The sequence below is a fragment of the Adhaeribacter swui genome, from assembly GCF_014217805.1.
Lineage (GTDB): Bacteria > Bacteroidota > Bacteroidia > Cytophagales > Hymenobacteraceae > Adhaeribacter > Adhaeribacter swui.
Genome location: NZ_CP055156.1, coordinates 119,272 through 141,878 on the forward strand (window position 1 = coordinate 119,272; position 22,607 = coordinate 141,878).

Here is a 22,607-nt window from a genome sequence, read left to right on the forward strand (position 1 = left end):
TGGTATCAATCTGCCAGATTGATCGTAATAAATGAGGCAAATGCTTATTCTTAAAAACTATGGCTTTTAAAAACAATAAAGAAAAAATCAGTTACATTATTGGCCGCGACATGGCCGCCAATTTTCAGAAACAAGGCTTAGAGATAGATCCGGAAATATTTTTGCTCGGGTTTAAAGAAGCCACGGCGGGCCAGCAATCGCAAATCAGTCCCAGCGATGCTCAATCGGCCATGATGGAGTTGCAGCAATTAATGGCTAGCCGGCAAAACGCGGTGGCCAGCCGGCAAGGTGAAATAAACTTAAAAGAAGGCGAAGCATTTTTAGCCGAAAATAAAGATAAAGCCGGTGTAGTTGCTTTACCAAGTGGTTTACAGTACGAGGTATTACAGGAAGGTTCCGGAAAATCGCCTTCGAAGAATGATTCGGTTACTACCCACTACCACGGCACTTTACTCGACGGCACCGTTTTCGATTCGTCGTATGAGCGCGGCGAACCGGCTACTTTCCCGGTAAATGGCGTTATTGCCGGCTGGACCGAGGCCCTGCAAAAAATGAAAGAAGGCGACAAATGGCGGTTATACATTCCGTCTAATTTGGCCTACGGCACCCGCGGCGCCGGCGGCGATATCGGACCCAACGCCACGCTTATTTTTGATGTAGAATTATTATCCGTTAACTAAAAACGGTTTACTAAAGTTGTTTTAACCTGAACCGTAGCCGCTACTAATTAGTTAGCTGGCGGCTGCGTTTCAGGGTTTAGTCGTAATCACCGTTGACGCAGTTGATCGAAGAATATTATCCGGAAAAAGGCTACTCTAGCAACTGCCTGACCTTAACTCCGGAAAGTCTGGAAATTAAACACCAGGGGCACCGGTATGTCTTACCTTTTAATACAATCGCAGACATTCAGTTAACCCACATTAAACTTTTGTTTTATTACCTGGCCGGCGGGTTTACTTTTACGCTTTCGTTAATGGCGGTTTTAGGCAATTTATTAGCTCCTTTGCCGGGTATTTTCCTGGTTATTCTGGGCGCTACCCTTTTTTTTATTGGCTGGAGAGGAAAAATCAGTTTACAAATCAGTACCACTTCCAACGACTACGTATTCTGGTTTTCGGGCAGTTACGCTCCTTTTTTAAATTTTATCAATTTAGCCAGGCACCGCATTATCACGTACCAATCCGTAGAATCGGAACCACCAGAATCGAGCAACGCTTCCCCCAATTTTGAATAATACAATATTTAGCTGACAGACTTACCAAAGGCAAATATTTAAGCAAAGCTAAAAATCAGGATTTTAAAAATTACTTGTTTTGGTTATAGCTATTGCCTTATTGCAGGCTGTGTAGAAATAAAAATTTTTAAAAAATTAAAATTAGCAGCGGAGAGGAAGAATAAAAAAAGGCTTCCGATTTCTCAGAAGCCTTTTGGGGTGGGAGACGGGGCTCGAACCCGCGACCCCCAGAATCACAATCTGGTGCTCTAACCGACTGAGCTACAACCACCGTTTTTAATTGGTTTGCAAATGTAAGTTTTTTCTTTAATAATTCAACGTTTCGGCAAAATTTTTCTAACTTTTTTGCCGATCAAATAATAAGCGCTCGCCTAATTTAGTTTCGTTGAACTGCCCGTTCACATACGCTAAATGCCCCGAAACAAAACTGTGCGTTATTTTTGAATGAAATGTTTTGCCTTCGAACGGCGACCATTGGCATTTATAGTAAATATTCTCTTTGCTCACCGTTTCGGTTTGGTTTAAATCAACCAACACTAAATCAGCGTAGTAACCTTCCCGGATAAAACCGCGGTGGCGTACCTGAAAGCAGATAGCCGGTGCGTGGCACATTTTCTCTACCAGGCGCTCTAAAGTTATTTTACCTTCGCGGTAAAACTCCAGCATGGTTTGCAAAGAGTGCTGCACCAACGGCACCCCCGATGGCGATTTTTTGTAAATATTTTGTTTTTCGTCCCAGGTATGCGGCGCGTGGTCGGTGGCAATAATGTCTAAACGGTTATCCAGTAAACCTTCCAGCAACGCTTTTTTGTGGCGGGCTTCTTTTATGGCGGGGTTGCACTTTATCTGCGTACCCAAAGTTTCGTAATCGGTTTTATCAAAATACAAGTGGTGCACGCATAATTCAGCGGTAATTTTTTTTTCGGCCAGCGGAATATCATTTTGAAATAAAGCCAGCTCTTCTTCCGTAGAAATATGAAGGATATGCAAACGGGTGCCGTATTTTTTCGCCAGTTTCGTAGCCAGGTACGATGATTTAAAACAAGCCGCCTCGCTCCGGATTTCCGGATGGCAACTTACCGGAATAGCATCGCCGTATTTTTCTTCGTACAAGGTCATGTTATCGCGAATGGTTTGCTCGTCTTCGCAGTGCACCGCAATTAACAACTGAGCCTTTTCAAAAATTTGCTCTAAAGTAGATTGCTCATCCACGAGCATATTCCCCGTAGATGAGCCCATAAATATTTTTATGCCGCAAACAGTATTGGGGTTAGTAAGTAGCACCTCGGCCAGGTTGTCGTTGGTAGCGCCCATAAAAAACGAGTAATTCGCCAACGATTTTTCGGCGGCCAGCGCATATTTTTCTTCCAGCAGTTCCTGGGTTATGGTATTGGGTACGGTATTGGGCATTTCCATGAAAGAAGTAACCCCTCCGGCTACCGCCGCCCTTGATTCGGTATACAAATCGGCTTTATGCTTTAATCCTGGGTCCCGGAAATGCACCTGGTCATCAATCACGCCGGGTAGTAAATATTTACCGGTAGCATCAATTACTTCATCCGCAGGCTCGTTTAGCTCGGCGGCAATCCGGGCAATCCGGCCATCTTGAACGAACACATCGGCCGTAAAAATCTGACCTTCGTTTACAACCTGAGCATTTTTAATCAGAAAGGTTTTCATGCGGCGAAGTTAAGTAAATAGACACAAGTATCAAGACACTAGTAGCAAGACTAAATAACACTTATTTGCTTATTAAGAAGCGGGGTAAAAGTTTATTATAGAATAAGAAAAATGTATATCTCCATTTGTTCGGATACTCAAACAATTAAATAATAATTTAAAAGCTAGAAAATCACGAAAATTTACCGGGTTTATAGATTATTCAAACAGCACTGCGTAAGAAGAAAAAAATCATTGTACGAGAAAAGCGTACCTTTGCGTTAAAATTAATTTTTACATGGAAGAGCAAGAAAACGAACCCACCATTTCCTTCAGCGATTTTAAATTGAATAAGCAATTGCTGAACGCTGTGGCCGACGCGGGTTACACCACGCCTACTCCGGTGCAACAGCAAACCATTCCGCTTATTACGGCGGGCCACGATGTAATGGGTATTGCCCAAACCGGCACCGGCAAAACGGCCGCTTATTTGTTGCCGCTGCTCATGAAGGTAAAATACGCGCAAGGCCAGCACCCCCGGGCCGTTATTCTCTCGCCTACCCGCGAACTGGCCATGCAAATTGAAGAAAGCATCCGGCAACTGGCCAAATACACCGATTTGCGCTTTCTGGCCATTTACGGCGGCATAGGCCCGAAAACCCAGATTGAACAAATTAAAAAAGGCCTGGATATTCTGGTGGCTACGCCTGGACGGTTCATGGAAATTTACCTGAAAGGTGATTTAGTGGTAAAAGAATTAAAAACCTTAGTGCTCGACGAAGCCGATAAAATGATGGATATGGGCTTTATGCCGCAAATCCGGAGTATTCTGGAAGTAATACCGCGCAAACGCCAGAACTTACTGTTCTCAGCCACCATGCACCCGCGCGTCGAGAAATTATCCGAAGAGTTTCTGGAGTTCCCGATGAAGGTAGAAGTTACGCCGGCAGCCACTCCCGTAGAAACGGTGTCGCAGGTGTTATACCGCCTCCCCAATATGCAGACCAAATTAAACATGCTGCGCTATTTGTTTAAAGACGAAGAAACTTTTACCCGCGTAATTCTTTTTACCCGCAGCAAAACCAACGCCGAAAAAGTAGCCGGGTTTGTAGACGACAGCGCCCGCGGCACCGTACGGGTTATTCACGGCAACAAAGGCCAGAATACCCGCATTAACGCCATGGATGCTTTCAGGAGCGGCGATGTAAGGTTTTTAGTGGCTACCGATGTTGCCTCGCGCGGGATCGATATTTCGGGCGTGAGCCACGTAATTAACGTAGATGTGCCTATTATTTACGAAGATTACGTGCACCGCATTGGGCGTACCGGCCGGGCTGAGCAGGAAGGCGCTTCCATTACGTTTGCCACCGACGCCGAAATTCACCACGTGCGGGAAATTGAAAAAATTATAAAAATGCAAATTCCGGAAGCCCCGCTCCCACCGGAAGTAGAAATAGCTAAAACGAAATTTGCCGAAAGCCAGGAAATAGCCTTAGAAATTGACAAACAAAAACGCCGCGCCGATCCTAACTTTAAAGGCGCTTTCCACGAGAAAAAGCAGCATTTACACGAAGGCGTAATTGATAAACGCACCGGGCGGCCGTTTGCAGAGAAAAAACCCACCAAAATCCGCGGATTCCGGCGAAATAAATCCTAGATCGCGGATTTTCGCGGATGAACCGGATTACACGGATGAAGTAATGTTAGCACTTCCCTTAAGCCAATTTTCTTTCAGGAAGAACAATTCACCTTAAGAGAAGTGCATAATTTAAAAAGGTTATCCCAATTTTATCAAAGCCCAACTCCGTACCTAAGTAAGTTTCTTTCTGACTGGCACCATAGATAGATTAGCAGGAATTTAAATTTTTAAAAATTTAAAATTTTGCCTGCTTACTATGCAATAGATAGCTTCAGCCAGGTGCAAAAAATGACGCTAAACTGTTCGAGCGGTCAGCGAGTTTTTAGCGTCTTGATTTTTTTGGTTCTTTTTGTATCAAGACAAAAAGAACAGAACCTCAGCAATGAAACATCTTCACTCAGCAATTACAACTATAACCGCAGCTATGCGAACGAGAATTTTTTAGCTACGAGCATCAATCTGAAAGGCACGGAAGTAACTTCCGCGCCATAGTGGGGGCGCCATAGTAAGGGTTATAGTAAAGGCATGCATTGCAAATCACGGAAGTAAATCCGTGCTATAATAACATATTAAGCAAAACACAGAAGTAAATTCACGTTATAAAACATACAACAATTTTAAATTTTTTAAATCCGGAAAATCACAAAACCGCAAATAACCATTAAAAATATATACTAAATTACCCCATTCCCGTTAACTTTCCGGTTTACTTACCTAAAAGCAAAGTTTTTCATGAACATCGGACAAGGATATCATCTTACCTATTGCACCAACATCCATCCTGGCGAAACCTGGGACGAAGTTTTCAAAAGCCTGCAAACCTATGTGTTACCCATTAAAGCGCACTTATCGCCAGACAAACCGTTTGGCATTGGTTTACGGCTCTCCGATCAGGCCAGCAAAGATATCCTCACGCAAGATTACCTGGTTCAGTTTAAAACCTGGCTCGAACAAAACGGCTTATATATATTTACAATGAACGGGTTCCCGTTTGGCGGCTTTCACGGGCAGGTAGTAAAAGACGACGTGCACCAACCCGACTGGACCACCACCGCCCGTTTAGAATACACGCAGCGGTTAAGCCAAATTCTGGCAAAATTACTTCCGGCAGGATTAGACGGCGGAATTTCTACGTCGCCGCTTTCATATAAGCCCTGGTTGCAAAACGACCCGGCCAAAACCGAACAGGTATTTGCCCAAGGCACCAAACACATGGCCATGCTGGTAGAAAGTTTATACCTGCTGCAACACGAAACCGGAAAAACCATTCACATAGATATAGAGCCGGAGCCGGACGGTTTACTGGAGAATGCCGCCGAATTTTTAAATTTTTACAATTCCCGGTTAATACCTACCACGGTAGATTATCTGGGCACCCGTTTGGGCTTATCGCCGGAGCAAGCTACGCAAATAGTAAAAACCCACATGCAGCTGTGCTACGACGTTTGCCATTTTGCTTTGGCCTACGAAGAACCCCAGGTGGTTTTTGATCAACTGGCCGAAGCCGGGATTAAAATCGGGAAAATACAGATTAGCGCGGCGCTCAAAGCAAAACTTACTCCGGACGCTTCGCAGCGCGAGGCAATTAAAAATGCTTTCCAGCCGTTCGTAGAATCTACTTACCTGCACCAGGTACTGGTAAAAAACAGCAATGGCTCTATTCAGCAATACCCCGATTTGCCGCCTGCTTTAGAGCATATTCAGGATGCCGCAGCCACCGAATGGCGCACGCATTTTCACGTACCTATTTTTGTAGACCAGTTTAACCAATTGCAATCTACCCAGGACGAAATAATTAAAACTTTAAAATTGCTGCCCGGCAACCCGGTTACCAAGCACCTGGAAGTAGAAACTTATACCTGGGGCGTTTTGCCGCCGGAACTAAAGCAAGAATTAGGCGCTTCCATTGAGCGTGAGCTTTCCTGGGTTTTAAGTCAATTGCCTGCTGTTGCTCCGGTTTAACAGAGCAAGTAATAATTGGCTTTATTTCAATTTTTTAAATATTTGAACATCTTAAAAACATGCGTAAAACGGTAGTTTTAGATATAGTAGGATTAACCCCTGCCGCCATTGGCAAGAATACTCCTTTTTTAAAAAAATGGTCCGATGAAGCTAAGTTAGCCACCGTAGGTCATGTTTTACCGGCCGTAACCTGCTCCGTACAGTCTACCTATATTACCGGTAAATGGCCCAGCGAGCACGGGATTGTGGCGAATGGCTGGTACTTTCGGGATGTATGCGAAATCCGGAACTGGCACCAATCCAATAAGCTGGTAGAAGCCCCTAAAATTTGGGAAAAAGCCCGCGAGTTGGATCCCACGTTTACCTGCGCTAACATTAACTGGTGGTTTGCCATGAACTCCACCGCCGATTATACCGTAACGCCCCGCCCGCAGTATTTAGCCGATGGCCGCAAAATGCCGGATTGCTACACCTACCCCATGGATTTGCGCGGTAAGCTCACGGAGAAATTAGGTACTTTCCCGCTATTCGAGTATTGGGGGCCCAAAACCACCATTAACGCCAGCCGTTGGTTAGCCCAGGCCGCCGTAGAAACTGATAAATTATACGACCCTACGCTTACGCTGGTATATTTACCGCACCTGGATTATAACTCCCAACGCTACGGTCCTGATCATGCCAGCGTAGCCAAAGATTTAAAAGAAATTGACCAGGTAGTAGGCGACGTAATTACTTATTTTGAAGGCCGGGGCGCCCAGGTAATCATTTTATCGGAATATGGCATTGCCAATGTAAGCCGGCCGGTGCACTTAAACCGGGTTTTGCGGCAACACAATTATCTATCAATTCGGGAAGAACGCAGTTTAGAACTCCTGGACCCCGGCACTTGTAAAGCTTTTGCGGTAGCCGATCACCAAGTGGCTCATATTTACGTGAACGATCTATCCAAAATAAACGAAGTCCGGAAGTTAATTGAAAGTGTACCGGGCGTAGAAAAAGTTTTGGGTCCGGAAGAAAAAGCAGCTTATCATATTAATCACGACCGGGCCGGCGAGTTAATAGCCATTGCTGACAAAGATTCCTGGTTTACGTATTATTACTGGCTCGACGATGCCAAAGCGCCCGATTTTGCCCGCATCATTGATATTCACCGCAAACCGGGCTTCGACCCGGTAGAAATGTTTACCAATCCGGAAATTAAAATGCTGATGCCAAAGGTGGGCTTTAAAGTTTTAAAGAAAAAGCTTGGCTTCCGAATGCTGATGGATATTATTCCGCTGGATGCTACTTTAGTAGGCGGCTCACACGGTCGTGAACCGGAATCGCCGGAGAAAGGCCCCTTATTCATCACCAAAAATAAAGATTTGCTACCCTCCGATAGCATAGCGCCCACCGAAGTATTTAATTTGATGCTGGCGCATTTGCAAGCATAAAAAAAGCCCGCAAGTTAGCGGGCTTTTTTTTAATTTTTAAAATAATACGTTTTCAAAAAATAACTAACGAGGTATGCGCCAGGTAATGCCACCACCCGTATAAAAATCAGGGGCGGCTTCCGAAACAGCCGCTCCGGCATAAACATCCAATTGTAAGTTAGGAAGTATCTGAAACATAAACCCGCCATCCAAACTGCTATCCACTGATTCCCGTAAAACCTTTGTGGCTTCGTATTCGGCGAAAATTTTTAAAATATCGTTTACTTTTAAATTTGTTGAAATACTGTACAACATTTCACCCTGGTATTCTTCGTGATCCATTAGCTTGCGGTAACCAACATTATATTGCAACTCTAGCTTTTCGGACAACTTGTTATTTAATAGCAATCTTCCTTCTGGTGCTGCATGAGGAGGGCGTAATTCCTTAATACCTACCGGTAACATTATATTTCCCAGAATGGATATATCCGGCAAAGCCCCTTTTCCTTTAATTAAAGCTATTTTGGCTCCAAGATGTACATTATCAAAACCTTGTACAATTTCATCTTGCCCGAGCAAACCACTTCCAGACTTAAACTTTTGTCTATCTTTCTCAAAATCAAAGTTAATCCGGAACTCCGCATTTTTTAAAATTCCGATCCGGATTAAGGTAGTAGGGTACAAAAATGTTTTTTCCTGTATGCTTAGTGTTTGATCATTTTTAAACTCTACCCCTGTTTCGAGCTGAATGGTTTTATGAGGTACAATGGCAGCTCCTTGCGTAAAGTTAGGACGATCTGAATCTAATTCGGGCTGGTCTGTGGTAGATTGCGAAAAGGCAGAAACTGAAATAAGAATAAAGAAAGAGGTTACGAGTAAATTATATTTCATATGCTACGTTTGATTATTTCGCATATACGTGTAACCCCAAGCAAAGATGTAGTCTGTAACCCGCCTATTTAGTAGCCATAAAAAAAGCCGGATAGAGCCGGCTTTTTTTTCAAATTCAATCTGCTATGTAATAATTCGTTTGGTGCGGTTTAAGGATAAAAAGTAAATAACCAACGTAAAACCCGCTACGGCTAAACCTAACGACTCGCGGCCTTCTTCAATGTTTATGGTTTTCATACCGTGTTGCAACGCTACTCCCTCCCAATGAGCCGGCCACATAAAAAACGTTCCTGCAAAATAAATCACTGCCAGTACTAACAATATTCCTTTTAAACTATTCGTCCATCTACCGAAAAAAATTAACAACGATATAATTGCCGGTAAAATGTAAATGGGCATCCAATAATAAGGATCCGGATCGTTGTATTGCACTACGGTGGCGTATAAAAAAGCAACCGTCATTAGCAAACAAAAAATTCTTAATGGGCTCATATACTTCGTATGTTTATAATGAAAGGCTAAATATAGAAGGTATTAGGTTAATAAAAGCTGACTAAAATCATGCAAATATCGCTATTCTAGCAAAAATTTAAAAAATCAATCGTTTAACTACTTTTACTATTCTCTTTAAACAACGTTGGGGCATTTCGGCGAAAAATCTTTTGCTTGTTTGCCACACTAATCTATTCCGAAGTTGAAATAATTTATAAAACGAGCAGCCGTAAAATTACGGCTACTTGCAAGCAATTAGGGTTATTTCTTAGCCACCTGATTTTTTAAATTTTCCGTTGTTTACAGCCTCACTAGGTTCAGGCAGTGTATATCTTTAATCGGGTTGCAGCTAAGTAAATTTCTTTAATTAGATTCAATCCTAAAGTTCACTGATCATACCCATAATAATTACAAACCACATCATGGCCCCTATTACCAGAACGGCAATTTGCCGGCCGCTAAAGTAGTTTTGCTCCAGAACGGTTAACTCCGGCGAATTTCTTTTGGCAAAGTTTAAAGCTTTAAAAGGTGGGATTAAAAATAAAACGCTGCTCATTCCCAGTAATAACCCAAAACCATTCGGCAATTTGGTAATAAACACCGAAACTAAGTAACCTATAAATAACAAATCTACGGAGTACCGGGTAGTTACCCCTTTTTGATTAGCATAGTTTTTTATCTTTTTTAATAAGGTATACAGGAAAAACAGGTTAAAAAGAGCTCTGCCGGCCGGCATAATATCTAAATCTTCTTTTTGCTGGTAAAAACGCCAGGCTTTATACACCCACCATATCTCATACAAGCCGAACGACAGGATAGATAGAAGAATAAATTTAGGAACACTAATTAAATACTGCGTTTCAACGGTGCTATCTACGCTAAAATCAGCGCCGTTTAAGCTAATGTTTTGACTTTCCACTACTTTTTAAAAAATTTTAATTTGGGTTGATTACCTGAAACCGTAATACTAGTTGCAGATTAAATTACGCACCAAATATATAGTTAAAATCATATATAATATAATATTTCAGCAATATTTATTTTATATTATATAAAGTCATACATCTAGCAGGTCATCCACTTTGTTGCATTTAAAAAAAGCAGGAGAATAAGCATGAGTTTTAAGAAAGGCCGGTATACAAAAAGCCTTATAACTGCTACGTTATAAGGCTTTTTGTTTGTGCGCGCGGGGAGATTCGAACTCCCACACCCGTAAGGCACCACCCCCTCAAGATGGCGTGTCTACCAGTTTCACCACGTGCGCAGGGTAATTTTAGGAGCCGCAAATGTACATATCTTTTGCCATCTGTACAATACTGGTTTCCTAAATTAAACTTCAGAAAAACTAAATTTTAAAAATATTTCTATTTTGGGCACATAATAACTCACAAAAAAACCCGTATTGATACCAAAGTGGTAGCAATGCGGGTTACAATAAGTATAGCGTATTAGAAAATTCTTTTTAGCTGTTTTACTTAATTCTTAATAGTAAAAATTACTGAGCAGAAGCTGAATCAGTAGTGGTAGTAGCAGCTGAATCAGTAGTCATGGCATCAGTAGCAGCGCTATCAGCTGACATAGTTGCATCAGTACCTTCAGTAGTTTCAGTAGTTTCGGTTGAAGTACCTTCAGTTGAAGTTTCTGATTTGCAAGAAGCGAAAGAAACAGCAATAGCGGCGAAAGCTACGAAGGTGAATTTTGTTAGGTTTTTCATTGTTGTTGCTAAATTTATTTGTGTTTCGGGTTAATTTCACCTTCATACCGCAAAACAGAAAAGGTAACCCAATTAAAATAAATATTTTTTTCTGGGTTACATTTGCAGCCCCTAAAGTATTAAAAAAGAATTTAATGCATAAAGCACTTTATTTTTCAGATGAAGCCATTATTCACGGAATAGTTAACGACGATGAGGAAGCGCTGGCTTACTTATATCGGCTGCACTTTCCTATGATTCTGAACTTTATCTTAACCAATAGTGGCACCGAAGACGAAGCAAAAGATATTTATCAGGAAAGCATTATTGTTTTCTACGAGAAAATTAAAGCCGGAAGCCTGGAGTTAAACTGCCAGATTAAAACTTACATTTATTCTGTTAGCCGGCGCTTGTGGTTAAAAAAATTAGCTGAAAAAAGTAAATACAGCAGTGCCTCCATTAACGATTCGGATGCTTATTTAAATTTATTAAGTGATGCGGCGGTAATAGATGAAAACGACCAGAAATTTAGTACCATGGCTCAGGCCTTAAACCAATTAGGAGAACCTTGCCGCACCTTACTGGAAGATTATTATTTTCAGGATTTATCGATGCAACTGATAACCGAAAAATTTGGTTATACCAATGCCGACAATACTAAGAATCAAAAATATAAATGCTTAATGCGGTTAAAAAAGCTGTTTTTTAGTTTATATAAAATGCAGGAATAAATAGGGCTACGCATACCCTAGTAATTTTTTAAAAACATTGGCGATGCATGTATTGGAACGCTAATTAGTACCATGACAGAAAGAGAAACTTTTGTTTTAATTGAAAGGTATCTGGCCGGGGAACTTAACCGGGCAGAAGAAATTGATTTTGACCAGCACCGGCAAAACGATCCGGTTTTTGCCGAACGTTACCGCGATTACCAGGAATTGTTTGGGGCCATGCACGTGTACAAAAACCGCACGGCACTAAAACAAAAACTGCAAACCATCCATACTACCGAATTTGAAACGGTGCCGGAAACCACTGAGGCGGTAGAGCCCGTTACATCGTCGTGGAAAATATTCTGGAACCAGCATTTTGCAACCATGGCGGTAGCTGCTTCGGTGGCGGTAATTACAGTTTTTGGTAGTTTATTAAGTTTAGATGCCTGGCGCTCCGTTAAGAAACAACAAAATGCCCGTTACTCCGAACTGCGCCGCGAAGTAGACCAAATTAAACGGAGCCAGCGCGCGCTTATTCAGGATATCTCGGGCAAACCCAGTATCCCTAACGCTAAATTAGCTTTGCGGCCGGCTTCTTTTATTGGTACCGGCTTTGTGCTCAGCTCGTCGGGTTATTTTGTAACCAGCTACCACGTTATTAAAGATGCCGACTCGGTGTACATTGAAAATAACAAAGGCTTGCGCTACAAAGTAAAAGAAGTGTATAAAGATAAATTACACGATCTGGCAATTTTAAAAATTGCTGATTCTAGCTTTACTTCTTTTGGTCATTTGCCTTATGCTTTTAAATCCAGCACCGCCGATTTAGGCGAAAAAGTTTATACGCTAGGTTTTCCGCGCGAAGACATGGTTTACGGCGAAGGCTCTTTAAGTTCCCGTACCGGCTTTGAAGGCGACAGCACCGCTTACCAGATTTCTATTCCGGTTAACCCCGGCAACAGCGGCGGACCTTTAATTGATAGTCAAGGTAATTTAATTGGTATTATCAGCGGCAAACAGCGCGAACAGGAAGGCGCAGCTTTTGCTATTAAATCGGCCTATCTTAAAACGTTAATTCAGGGTATGGGTCAGGATACGTTAAAGGAACCCATTAATTTATCGCGCCGCAATAACTTAGCTGGCTTAGCCCGCACCCAACAGATAAAGAAATTGCAGGATTACGTGTTTATGGTTAAAATTTACAACTAAACATAGTAACTGCTTCCATAAAAAGGCTTCTCAGAACAAGAGAAGCCTTTTTTATTTCCGGCTGGTGCCTGGCTTGGTAAATTTTAAAAAATTTAAAAACTGATATTTAAGTTCAACACTTCTGCACCCGATTGTAAATAATTAATTGCTTTAATTATAAAAAAATGCGAGTTTAATTTCCGTACTCAATTAAATTTTTGAATAATTAAGTTAATCATTTCGGTAAGAAAAGTGCCGGTATAAGGCCCGAAAAAATTCATATCGCGGGTTTCGTATTTTTTTAATTTATAGTATTTCTGCGGCGTTACATAGCCGATATAGCTGCCATTAAAGCTTGTTACTATAATTTTTTTATCTGCATGCGCCGCTGTAATAGCGGGTAACAATTCGCCGGAGAAATCGCAGGGCGTTCCGATAAACTGTACCGGCCCTACTTGAAGCATCGATAAACCCGCCGGGTATTTTCCGAAAACCGTATAAAACAACCACGGCCTAAATCGCCGGTCGTCTTTGTACCGCCATTGCGGTTTGCTCAAACTTATTGGGAAAAAGGCACTTTGCAGGTTAAAAGCATAGCTTAACGTGGTTTGATTTAATCTGTTTTCTATTTTTGTGGCTAAGCCGGTTGCCAGATTGTTTACTTTTTCATACTCCGCTCCGGCAGCTTGCGGGCCATGACTGCCTACCGCTCCGGCGCCAAAAGCGGCCATATTTAATTGTAATCTTTGTTCGAGTAGTTTTACCAAGGCACCCGGGTACTCCGCTGATAAACGCAAATCGTTGGAGGCAACCGAAGTAGGATGCGCCGCATACGTGCACAGCAGGGCTTTTTCCCCGGTTCTTTTCCGAAAATAAAGCACCCGGATTAAGGAGTCTACGCCGCCTTTCTCCCCTATTAAGCGGTTGTTAACATATTCCGGAGCAGCCATTTGCTGGTAAGCCATGGCGGCCGGTACTGCAGTTTGTTCTGCTTTTAAAATAGCCCTTGCTATTGATTGCGCTAGGTTATCTACAATTTGGTTGCTGTATTTACCTGCCATTATCCGGCCAGCCGGTTTTTTGCCCCACCCACCTATACTGTAATGCGTGTGCGTAGCTGTAAAAAACAAATTTTTTAAAAAATACCCTTTACTACCCAGCAGCTCCTGTACCCGGGCCGTAACACGCATGGGCATAATAAGTAAATCAGCGGTAACCCAGGCAACTTTTTGGGTGCCAGTTTTAAAAACAAAAGCCCGTACCCACACCGAATCGTGTACTTGCTCAAACTTTTTACCACGCCGCTTGCCATAACCCGCCATAGGCACCGGTTTTGCCGGAGTAATATTTACCTTAGCCCAACCAACCCGCACTGTATCGGAACCAGTTAATGCAGTTGGCTGAAACGCCGTAATTTGTTCTTTCGACTTTTGGTAGTAAGCTGTTTGCTGGTAAGGCGTAGTATCTATTTTTTGCGTAATGCAAGCGGGGCAACCCAACCATAAACCGACTAAGATAAAAGTAAGATACCGCAATTTTACTTGATTTTATTGTTCAATATAGTTCCAAATAAATTTACAATTGTACTCCGGAACAAGGACTGTCTGAAAAAAGCAGTTTGGTAATTTTGGCTCTATTCTCCAATACTGGATGGCGTATTTTTTAAAAAATTGCTATTCTATAAAGTAAGAAGCCCTGCTAAGCAGGGCTTCTTACTTTATGAGATAATTAATCAACCTAATTTTTAATCAGCTGTACATTATAACGCAACCCCGGCCCATTAATAATAACCACATACATGCCACTAGCTAAATCCTGAACTTGCAGGAGCAAGCTGTTTTGTCCGGCTTTAATGTCCAGCTTCTGGGTTTTAACTTGCTGGCCACGGGCATTCAGTACCACCAACGTACCCTGTTCATCAGTGGTGGCACTAAATTCAATAGTTACCTTATCTTGCGCCGGATTTGGATACAATTTAATAACTGGGCTAGCCTCTATTCTTGCATTTACCCAAACTACTTTACTGTTTCGGCTAGATAAATTAAAATCAACTTGCTTTAACCGATAATAAGTAACTCCTGGCAATGGCGCTTCATCCATAAAGGCATATTCCTTAACCTGGTTGCTGGTACCTGCGGCATTTACTTGACCTATCGGGCTAAAAGTTTTACCGTCGGCGCTTCGTTCCACTATAAAGTATTGACTATTTTTTTCCGAAGCGGTGGCCCAGCTTAGGGCAACGTGCCGGTTCTGGTATTTAGCTTTAAAGTAAATTAACTCTACTGGCAAAGGCACAATAACTTGCTCACTCCTGAAATCGGCTTCGTCGCCAAGGGCACTTGGCACTACGGTTACTCCAAAACTATCCGGGTCAAACAAATCTACTAAGCCATCCTGGTCGGTATCGTGGTAATAAACGGCATTATTGGCGCTTAAGAAATTAGGTTTATTTGCTACCTGACTTTCCAACCAATCGGGCACATCGTCGTTATCCTGAAACCCGTTGATATCGCGGTTCAGGAAATACCCGTTGTTTGCTGCATTCTGAAAATTCTGCGCTCTTTGTACCAAATTATCGAGGGCAATTTTATTATGATTTACATCAAACGCTTCGTAGTAATCAAAAGCGCCATCGTTATCCGAATCTAAATCCAGATAATCCGGAATATTGTCGCTCACAACATAGTTAGCATCGGTATTTATTGGAATAAGAACTTGCCCATCTTCGTTACCATCGTAAACGCCAACTAAACCATCGTTATCGGCATCTATTTGGTTAGGAGCCCGGTAACCGGCTGTGGTTTGCGCCTCAATGTTATCCAGAATTCCGTCGTTATCCGCATCAATATCTAGGAAGTCTTTAAAAGAGTCTCCATCGGTATCCGGCATAGGCAAGATGGTAATGCCGCTTTCCGGGGAAGTTTCGGCATAATCGGGCATACCGTTGCTACCAACACCCCCGTTGTACTTACTAATTATTAAATTAAAATTAGCCGGAACAAAACCTCCATTTGCTTCAATGGTATTGGCAATGCCGTCGCCATCCATGTCTAAATCAAAATTATTGATGATGCCGTCCAGATCGATATCAAACCAATCGTTTATCTGATCATTGTTTCTATCCCGGAAGGCGCCGTATTTTGGATGAATATAACTCGGATCATAGTAGTTTAATTGGCCATTACTTGCTTTGCCCAGCGGATCAACACCTTCCCCGGAAACTACATCGGTAATGCCATCGTTATTATCATCAATATCTGTAAAATCATCTACGCCATCTCCGTCGCGGTCGGCTGTAATTACCAGCGTAAGGGCCTTTTCTGTGATACCGCCGGTTTGGTCTACCGTTCGCACGGTTAACGGGTACGATCCGGGGCGCAGCGGAAAACGATTGCTCACTACAATGTGGCCGTCTGGCATAGACAACCCGTTTGGCAACGAACCACTGCCACTCACTACGGAAGTTGATACAACGGGCCCGTCATCGTCGGTGAAAGTAGCCAGGATGTCGCCGTTACGGTAGTCGTAGAAATTTTTAGCAGCAAAAACAGTAACTCCCACTTCCGCATCAGGGAGGAAAGTAAGCGTAACCGACAAAGTAGTTTGCCCACCATCGTTATCGGAAGTACGTACCTGCACGGTGGTAGAACCAGGAACCAGTAAATTTCTATCGGCTACGGTAAATTGGCCGGTGGTAGTATTAAAGGCCACGCCGGGTGGTAAAGTGCCACTAATAATTTGAGCAGCTCTTATGGCACCATCCGGATCTGCTACCGTAGCCAAACTTTGGTTGTCCGTGTATGAATCTATGTTTCGGGGCGGCTCTATAGTATATACCGCTGGTTGGTGAACTATAACGTTGTTAAATATAGTATTCACCACATTATTTCCACCATTTACATCGTACTCTATTTCGGATGATTTAGTAGCTCGGGCAGTATAAGTAGTAGCTGCCGTAGGAACAACCGTAAAGGTAATAGTTTTTGAACTGCCAACAGTTAAATCTCCAATCGTCCAGATTCGGGTTGCCGGCTCGTAGGTAGTTCCTGCTGAAGGATCGGTACTAACCAAGGTTAACCCAGCTGGCAAGAATTGGCGCACCGCTACTCCGGTTGCATTATCTGCACCATTGTTTTTGGCGGTAATAGTAAAAGTTGTTTGCTGATTTACAAAATACGGGCTACTGGCCTGGGTACTGCTCAATTCTATATCAGCCGCTTTCTGTACGTTAACAGTTACCGATGCATTATTATTTTCTGCTACCGGATCAGTTTGATCTTGGCCTGTTTTTGTTACTTGTATTTTAATATCTCCTGTTTTAACTGGGATTGCTTCAACAATTAATGTCGCTGTTTTTAAGGGATCGATGGTGCCTACATTCCAATAACCACTTGCAGGGTCATAATCGCCTTGACTTGGAGTAACTTTAGTAATTCTAAAATTGAGCTCCGACGGACGATTATCAAAATACACAACGTTAGTAGCTGCATCTGGGCCATTATTTACCAAGGTTCCGGTAAATGTAATTGCGGTTACCCCATTATAATAAGGCCCCGGTGATACGCTAAAAGAAGCGGCTACATCGGCACTGGACCCTACGTTTATGGTGTTACTTGCTTTATCATTGCCAGGCACCGGATCAGTTTCAGTTTGGGCAGTTTTTTCGGCGGTAGTAATAAAAGTACCAGTTTGGGTGGGCCGGGCAACCAAGGTGAGCGTTTGCGTTATTCCTGCTCCGATGTTATCAATGTTCCAGACTCCGGAACCAGCATCGTAGGTGCCCGCCGTAGTGGCGGCCCGTACAAAACTTAATCCCTCCGGTAATTTATCGGTTATTTTAACCCCACTAGCCGAACTAGGCCCCAGGTTCTTAGCATTAATGGTATAGGTTACCTCGTTTCCGTTGATGTAAGGCTCCGGCGAAACAGTGCTCGTAACTTCAATATCAGCCGATGGATTGACGGTGATAGTAGCAAAATCCTGGTCATTTGCCAGATTTCTATCAGGTTGATCTGCACTATATCTGGAAACCCGGAAGCTTACAGTACCTGAGCGAATAAGACGTCCGGTCAGGGTAATAGTGGCTTCGGCTCCTGATTCTAAACTTGGTATGTCCCAGTAGCCGGTAGTTGGGTCATATTTTGTTCCGAGTGTAGTTACTGTTTTAATAGATGGAATATCAAATGCATTGGGCCGATTATCGTAAAACTTGATATTGGTAGCTCTGTTAGGACCGTTGTTCCTGACTTTGGCCGTAAAAGTTGGCGTACTGCCTACGTAATAAGGTCCATCACCTACGCTAATTACAATTCCTAAATCAGCATTTTCTAAAACGTTAATAGTTGCGTCCTGGAAATCATTTCCATTATTGGGATCATTTTCGGAAATGGATTGAGCAGTTTTAGTGGCGCGTGTGGTTATGTTGCCGGTAGTATTTGGTACAACATGCAGCACCAAGGTTTGCGTAACCCCGCTGCCCAAATTGCCAATATCCCAAACGCCGCCGTTGCTATTGTAAGTACCAATGCTGGGCTCCGCACTTATAAAGTTTAAACCGGGAGGCAATTGGTCGGTTACCTTCACGCCCGAAGTAGCACCCGGACCGTTGTTTTTAGCGGTAATGGTAAAAAAAGTGGGCACATTATTGTAATAATTACCTCCAGCGGCGGTATTGGTTATTGCAATATCCGCTATTGGTTTTGCATCTACATCAATAGAATTAGAAGCCGAGTTGTTGGCATTCTGGTTATCAGGAATATTGGAATTATTTACCGATGCCGTTGTGGTAATGGTGTTATTGTTAAGAGGAGCGGCTATTATTGTTAAAGTTTGGGTGGCTCCACTATTTAAGTTACCCACCGTCCAAATTCCAGTTGATCGATCATAAGTACCTGCTCCGGTAGTAGCGGTATAATTTTTAAAATCTAAATCAACAGGCAATAAATCTTTTACAGATACGCCAGTAGTATTATCCGGGCCATTATTTGTTACCGTTACGGTATAGGTTACGTTGGTACCTACTACGTACGGGCTTGCCGACACTGTATTAGTAATTGCCAGGTCTGCGTTTTGCGACACGATTATTTCTCTGATCTGAGAATCATTAGCTGTATTGTTATCATATTCATTTAAGCTATTCTTTGTAGCCAGGGTAGTAATAGTACCAGAAGTATTAGGCTTTACCACTAATGTTAAGGTAGCTTCTGCGCCATTAACTAAATTGCCAATGTTCCATAATCCATCACTAGGGCTGTAAGTGCCATTGGATGGGGAAGCTGTAACCAAAGTAAGTCCGGCTGGTAATTTATCGATTATGCTCACGTTCGAGGCATTGCTGATGCCGTTGTTTTTAGCAGTAACCGTAAAAGTTGTATTTACGCCGTTATAATAAGGCCCGGCAGCAACGGTGTTAGTAACCGCAATATCGGCGGCCGCATTTGGGTATATCGTATTGGACGAGGTATTATTTATTTCGTTGACGTCGTATTGGTCTTTGGCAACTACGCTAGCCGTGGTGGTAATCGCATTGGTGGTGTTGGGAGTAGCCTTAATGGTTAAAGTTACCGTGGCGTCTTTCGCCAGCGATCCAATTACCCAATTACCTGTAACTCTATCGTAAGTAGTACCTGCTGGGGGTTGGGCGCTATTAAAAGTAAGCCCGCCAGGTAATAAATCCCGAACGGTAACTCCCGAAGCCGCATCTGGTCCGGCATTGGTTACCGTCACGGTATAGGTAGTCTGGATACCCCGGTAATAAGACCCGGCTGCCACGGTATTGGTAACAATTAAGTCAGCGTTGGGCAATACCTCTATACCGGCTTCGGCAGAATTATTACCCGTATTGTTATCGAACTCCGTAGCAGAGGTTTTAGTAGCTACTGTTTTAATTAGGCCAGTTGTTTTTGGTTTCACCACTAACGCAAGCGTAGCACTGGCTGCATTCGCCAGACTATTGATTACCCAAGTTCCATTAGTGGTATTGTACGTACCGGTACTTGGGGTAGCGCTCACCAACTCCAAAGTATTAGGTAGCTGGTCCACAATGTTAATATTAGTAGCATTACTAGGGCCATTGTTCCTGGCAGTTACCGTGAAGGTGGTATTTACGCCGTTATAGTAATTACCGGCTGCAACGGTATTAGTAACCGCAATATCGGCAGGAGAAGCTACCGTAATGGTATTGGAAGAGGTATTATTACCAGTGGTCTCATCTGGTTCAACCTGCGCTGTTTTAGCAGCTGTGGTAGTAATATTACCCGTAATAGTTGGTCTGGCTACTAATGTCAGGATAGTTTCGGATCCGGCAGCCAAAGTACCAACTGTCCAGGTTCCATCAGCGGTATTATAAGTTCCACTACCGGGAGTAGCACTAACCAAGGATAAGCCGGCAGGTAATACATCCGTAATTACTACACCGGTAGCCGCACTGGTGGTATTGTTATTTCGGGCCGTAATTCGATAGGTTACCTCCTGCCCCACGTAATAAGGCGAAGTGCTTACTACGGTATTAGTTACGGCCACATCCACCGTAGATCGCACTGTTACGTCTTCGTTCGTAGTGGAGCTACCGGCATAATTACTACCGGGAACAAAACCACCGGCGTTTGCTCCAGTTTCGTATGTAGAGGTATTATCCAAGGTTACTAACCGGGCTAAACTGGTTCGGGTAGGATCCAGGTAACTCGCTGTTGCCGAATTTTGAATAGGGGTATTTAAAGCCGCTGTATTGCTGATATTCACTCGGAATGTTATTTCTACAGATCCACCGGAAGGAATAGAAAAGGTACCCCAAACCGGAGTGCTTGAACCGGCCGTTGGCGTAATGGTAGCCGTAGTGGTAGTTAAAACAGGCGCTTTGGAGGCGGTTAAACCAACATCGTCGTAGCTACTGCTATTACCTAAATTAATAGAAACAGTAGAATTAAAAGTAACATTAGCTGGCAAAGCATCGGTTACCCGAACCCCTTGGGCGCTTCCACCTGAATTACTAACCGTAATGGTATAAGTAGCTACGGTACCACTTGTTAATCGGTAAACAGTTGGAGTAGAGGTGGATTTTGTTACGGTTAAGCTTGGCAAACAAAGCGCACCAGCCGAACTATTGCCTAATTGGGCTGTTGTTATATTGGTACTAACAATACCGTTAGATCCATCAATTGCCCCATACTCATTAGTTGTGTTGTTAGCGTTTCTGGTTGTACCATTCGCCCCTCCGGTAACATTGGCACTGGCCAACGGGGAAGAAGCATATATAACTCCACCACCGCCACCACCACCCGGTCCGTGCGGGGAAGGAGTCGCCCCTGTTGCCGCTCCAGTGTTATTTCCGCCGGTTCCGCCTACTGCCGTAACAGTTATACCTGTTAATCCCCCACTAGCTACGGTGGTTAGTAATACACTTCCTCCAGCACCGCCACCACCACTCGCATCATTTAAAACAGAATTGTTTGCCGCACTTCCGTTTGCATTGATAGTACCGGTGCCAATTACCCGTCCGGCACGCACCATTACCAAACCGCCACCCGCTGCGCCGCTACTGGCTAAACCATTGGCTAAGTTACCAGAGCCATCATTGGTGGTACCTGCACCGCCACCGCCGCCCAGTACTAAGCGACCAGGAGCAGCTACACTAAAGCTAGCCCCCCCTAAACCACCATTAATGGCTTGGCTGCTCCAAGAATTGCCTCCTCTACCACCAGCACCACCATTGGCGCCACCACCACCTCCTGCATTCTGATCGTTAGCGGTAGGATTGCTATCGCTACCACCACCACCAGCGTTCCCGGGTGCTCCCCGTCCCATACTTCCAGAACTATAACCTTCAAAACCGGTATTGAGCAAGGCACCTCCGTTCAATACATTAGCCGGAGTACCTGCAGTACCTTCCCCTTTTTGGGCATGTGCAGTTTGTGTAGATAAAGAGCGATAATCGCCGGAAGCTAAACCGGTTGTTCCGCGTAAGGCCCGGCCAGCACCACCTCTGAATCCTAAACCCGCTACGTTAATAGTTTGTCCGTTAAAATTTAATTGTCCGGCTACATCCATTACGACCACGCCACCAGTAGCACCGTTCCAGGCCGCCGCGGTAATACCGGCGCTTAATGTAAGGGCACTATATTGCGGCACCCGGATTACCTGATACCGCCGTTGCCCAGTGGTATTAGTGGCGCCAAAATCGGAGGAAGCATAGGCATTTATAGTTCCACTTGCTAAGGTTAAGGTACCCCCTGAAGTAGCTACGTTATTTGCTGCTAGCGCATATTCGTAGTTGCCAGCAATAAATGAGCTACCGGTTAAGTTCCCAGAACCATTACCGGAGCCATATGTAGCATCATTAGCTGTATTGATATTAGCCCCTTGCATTTGTATAATCAGGACCAAGTCGCCTTTGTTAATGGGGGTAGTACTACCTGTGGAAGTCCCTAGGGTTAAAGACGTTGCCCCAATGGCAACTGTACCGGCTCCTGGATAATAAGTATTAATAATAGTACCGGATACTGCAGGACCATCTTTTCCAGGTGAGATACAAACTTGAGCAAAAGCAGAATATCCAAATATGTTTAATACAAATAGAAGAAAGGTTAATTTACGTAAAAGATGCAGCATTTATCAATCACAATTAGTTCATACTACTTTGCCATACCCAATAAATACAAAGCCATTTGCATTTATTATCACTCACTAGAATTTAAAGAGTCTAATATCATTGATAAGTAACGTAAAA

14 protein-coding genes and 2 tRNA genes are annotated in these 22,607 nt (G+C 43.3%); 7 read left to right on the forward strand and 9 right to left on the reverse strand.

Going from position 1 to position 22,607, the window contains the following annotated elements; all coding sequences use genetic code 11:
* Positions 1–59: 59 nt before the first annotated feature.
* Both HUW51_RS01680 and HUW51_RS01685 read left to right on the forward strand, forming a co-directional pair.
* Positions 60–680: an FKBP-type peptidyl-prolyl cis-trans isomerase gene (locus HUW51_RS01680; RefSeq protein WP_185272268.1), complete on the forward strand. Its 621-nt coding sequence runs from the start codon at positions 60–62 to the stop codon at positions 678–680.
* A 101-nt stretch (positions 681–781) separates the two neighbouring features.
* A complete protein-coding gene (locus HUW51_RS01685; RefSeq protein ID WP_185272269.1) occupies positions 782–1,234 on the forward strand; it encodes a hypothetical protein in 453 nt (150 codons plus the stop codon).
* Between the two features lie 194 nt (positions 1,235–1,428).
* Here the strand turns inward: HUW51_RS01685 and HUW51_RS01690 are convergent.
* Positions 1,429–1,505 (reverse strand) — tRNA-His (locus HUW51_RS01690).
* 65 nt (positions 1,506–1,570) lie between these two features.
* Positions 1,571–2,914, reverse strand: coding sequence for a dihydroorotase (locus tag HUW51_RS01695; protein WP_185272270.1), 1,344 nt, complete (start codon positions 2,912–2,914; stop codon positions 1,571–1,573).
* Between the two features lie 277 nt (positions 2,915–3,191).
* Between HUW51_RS01695 and HUW51_RS01700 the strand changes: the two genes are divergently transcribed.
* The 3 genes from HUW51_RS01700 to HUW51_RS01710 all read left to right on the forward strand — a co-directional run bounded on the left by HUW51_RS01700 (position 3,192) and on the right by HUW51_RS01710 (position 7,927).
* Positions 3,192–4,550, forward strand: a complete 1,359-nt coding sequence (locus tag HUW51_RS01700; RefSeq protein WP_185272271.1) for a DEAD/DEAH box helicase — start codon at positions 3,192–3,194, stop codon at positions 4,548–4,550.
* A gap of 714 nt (positions 4,551–5,264) precedes the next feature.
* A complete protein-coding gene (gene eboE / locus HUW51_RS01705) occupies positions 5,265–6,494 on the forward strand; it encodes a metabolite traffic protein EboE (protein ID WP_185272272.1) in 1,230 nt (409 codons plus the stop codon).
* 59 nt (positions 6,495–6,553) lie between these two features.
* Complete coding sequence (locus HUW51_RS01710; RefSeq protein ID WP_185272273.1) at positions 6,554–7,927, forward strand: alkaline phosphatase family protein; 1,374 nt, start codon at positions 6,554–6,556, stop codon at positions 7,925–7,927.
* A 63-nt stretch (positions 7,928–7,990) separates the two neighbouring features.
* Here the strand turns inward: HUW51_RS01710 and HUW51_RS01715 are convergent, their stop codons facing one another.
* From HUW51_RS01715 to HUW51_RS01735, 5 genes are all read right to left on the reverse strand, one after another.
* Entirely contained in the window at positions 7,991–8,797 is an 807-nt protein-coding gene (locus HUW51_RS01715) for a transporter (protein ID WP_185272274.1), read from the reverse strand.
* Positions 8,798–8,920: 123 nt separating this feature from the next.
* Positions 8,921–9,289, reverse strand: a complete 369-nt coding sequence (locus tag HUW51_RS01720) for a transmembrane 220 family protein (protein ID WP_185272275.1) — start codon at positions 9,287–9,289, stop codon at positions 8,921–8,923.
* Between the two features lie 379 nt (positions 9,290–9,668).
* Complete coding sequence (locus HUW51_RS01725; RefSeq protein WP_185272276.1) at positions 9,669–10,208, reverse strand: hypothetical protein; 540 nt, start codon at positions 10,206–10,208, stop codon at positions 9,669–9,671.
* Positions 10,209–10,470: 262 nt separating this feature from the next.
* Positions 10,471–10,553: transfer RNA gene (locus tag HUW51_RS01730), tRNA-Leu, on the reverse strand.
* Between the two features lie 231 nt (positions 10,554–10,784).
* Entirely contained in the window at positions 10,785–11,003 is a 219-nt protein-coding gene (locus HUW51_RS01735) for a hypothetical protein (RefSeq protein ID WP_185272277.1), read from the reverse strand.
* Between the two features lie 134 nt (positions 11,004–11,137).
* Between HUW51_RS01735 and HUW51_RS01740 the strand changes: the two genes are divergently transcribed.
* Both HUW51_RS01740 and HUW51_RS01745 read left to right on the forward strand, forming a co-directional pair.
* Positions 11,138–11,713 carry an RNA polymerase sigma factor gene (locus HUW51_RS01740; protein ID WP_185272278.1) on the forward strand — a complete coding sequence of 192 codons (576 nt, stop codon included), beginning with the start codon at positions 11,138–11,140 and terminating at the stop codon, positions 11,711–11,713.
* A 72-nt stretch (positions 11,714–11,785) separates the two neighbouring features.
* A complete protein-coding gene (locus tag HUW51_RS01745; RefSeq protein WP_185272279.1) occupies positions 11,786–12,904 on the forward strand; it encodes a trypsin-like peptidase domain-containing protein in 1,119 nt (372 codons plus the stop codon).
* A gap of 185 nt (positions 12,905–13,089) precedes the next feature.
* On the opposite strand, the gene HUW51_RS01750 is transcribed toward HUW51_RS01745, so the two are convergent.
* Positions 13,090–14,418, reverse strand: a complete 1,329-nt coding sequence (locus HUW51_RS01750) for a neutral/alkaline non-lysosomal ceramidase N-terminal domain-containing protein (RefSeq protein WP_185272280.1) — start codon at positions 14,416–14,418, stop codon at positions 13,090–13,092.
* Between the two features lie 202 nt (positions 14,419–14,620).
* Entirely contained in the window at positions 14,621–22,489 is a 7,869-nt protein-coding gene (locus HUW51_RS01755) for an isopeptide-forming domain-containing fimbrial protein (protein ID WP_185272281.1), read from the reverse strand.
* Positions 22,490–22,607: the final 118 nt, after the last annotated feature.

Excerpts from the sequence above, each read along its gene's own strand:
- HUW51_RS01680 (WP_185272268.1), top strand. The coding sequence starts at position 60 with ATGGCTTTTAAAAACAATAAAGAAAAAATCAGTTACATTATTGGCCGC.
- HUW51_RS01695 (WP_185272270.1), bottom strand. The coding sequence starts at position 2,914 with ATGAAAACCTTTCTGATTAAAAATGCTCAGGTTGTAAACGAAGGTCAG.
- HUW51_RS01700 (WP_185272271.1), top strand. The coding sequence starts at position 3,192 with ATGGAAGAGCAAGAAAACGAACCCACCATTTCCTTCAGCGATTTTAAA.
- eboE (WP_185272272.1), top strand. The coding sequence starts at position 5,265 with ATGAACATCGGACAAGGATATCATCTTACCTATTGCACCAACATCCAT.
- HUW51_RS01710 (WP_185272273.1), top strand. The coding sequence starts at position 6,554 with ATGCGTAAAACGGTAGTTTTAGATATAGTAGGATTAACCCCTGCCGCC.
- HUW51_RS01715 (WP_185272274.1), bottom strand. The coding sequence starts at position 8,797 with ATGAAATATAATTTACTCGTAACCTCTTTCTTTATTCTTATTTCAGTT.
- HUW51_RS01720 (WP_185272275.1), bottom strand. The coding sequence starts at position 9,289 with ATGAGCCCATTAAGAATTTTTTGTTTGCTAATGACGGTTGCTTTTTTA.
- HUW51_RS01735 (WP_185272277.1), bottom strand. The coding sequence starts at position 11,003 with ATGAAAAACCTAACAAAATTCACCTTCGTAGCTTTCGCCGCTATTGCT.
- HUW51_RS01740 (WP_185272278.1), top strand. The coding sequence starts at position 11,138 with ATGCATAAAGCACTTTATTTTTCAGATGAAGCCATTATTCACGGAATA.
- HUW51_RS01745 (WP_185272279.1), top strand. The coding sequence starts at position 11,786 with ATGACAGAAAGAGAAACTTTTGTTTTAATTGAAAGGTATCTGGCCGGG.
- HUW51_RS01755 (WP_185272281.1), bottom strand. The coding sequence starts at position 22,489 with ATGCTGCATCTTTTACGTAAATTAACCTTTCTTCTATTTGTATTAAAC.